Source organism: Acidovorax facilis, assembly GCF_023913775.1.
Taxonomy (GTDB): Bacteria; Pseudomonadota; Gammaproteobacteria; order Burkholderiales; family Burkholderiaceae_C; genus Acidovorax; species Acidovorax facilis.
The window spans coordinates 1-497 of sequence record NZ_JAMXAX010000330.1; the positions used below are offsets into that span (position 1 = coordinate 1).

The 497-nt window shown below is 65.2% G+C and carries 1 pseudogene; it reads left to right on the forward strand.

Going from position 1 to position 497, the window contains the following annotated elements:
* Positions 1-163 precede the first annotated feature (163 nt).
* Positions 164-497 (forward strand): annotated as a pseudogene (locus tag NFX52_RS30455) (integrase); the annotation flags it as partial.

Consider the following 497-nt stretch of genomic DNA (forward strand, 5'->3'; position numbering starts at 1 on the left):
CCCCCCAGGACTGCCTTGACTACCGCGAAGGGCATGCACCTAGCGGTAGCTCGGAACGATAGCCGTCGCAAACTGCATCGGCCTCATGACGCGTTCATTGACGATGCTATTACGATAATCTTTCTTATCGCCATAGTCATGTCATTCCGCTAAACTGGCGATCGTGAAAAGTACCCGAGTCTCCAAGCCGGCGAATGCGGAAAAGGAATTCCCCGGCACCGCGGCCCTCGCGGCGCTGCGCGCCTGGTACGCGGGCCTGGGTGCGCGAGCGGCCGTTGCCCAATATCTTGGGGTGGACAGGGCCGACGGCCAGTCCTCTCGCGCAATGCTGGGCGACATCCGCCGCCAGCTGACCAAGCATGCGCGCCAGCGGCACCGGGAAGACCTGGCCAGCCTGCTGGAACACTCGGCGGCGGAACGCGCGCAGCGCGCCCGCGCCGTGATGGATGCGATCGAGACGCTGCGGCATCTGCCGGTGCCCGCGCCCATGGTGACGG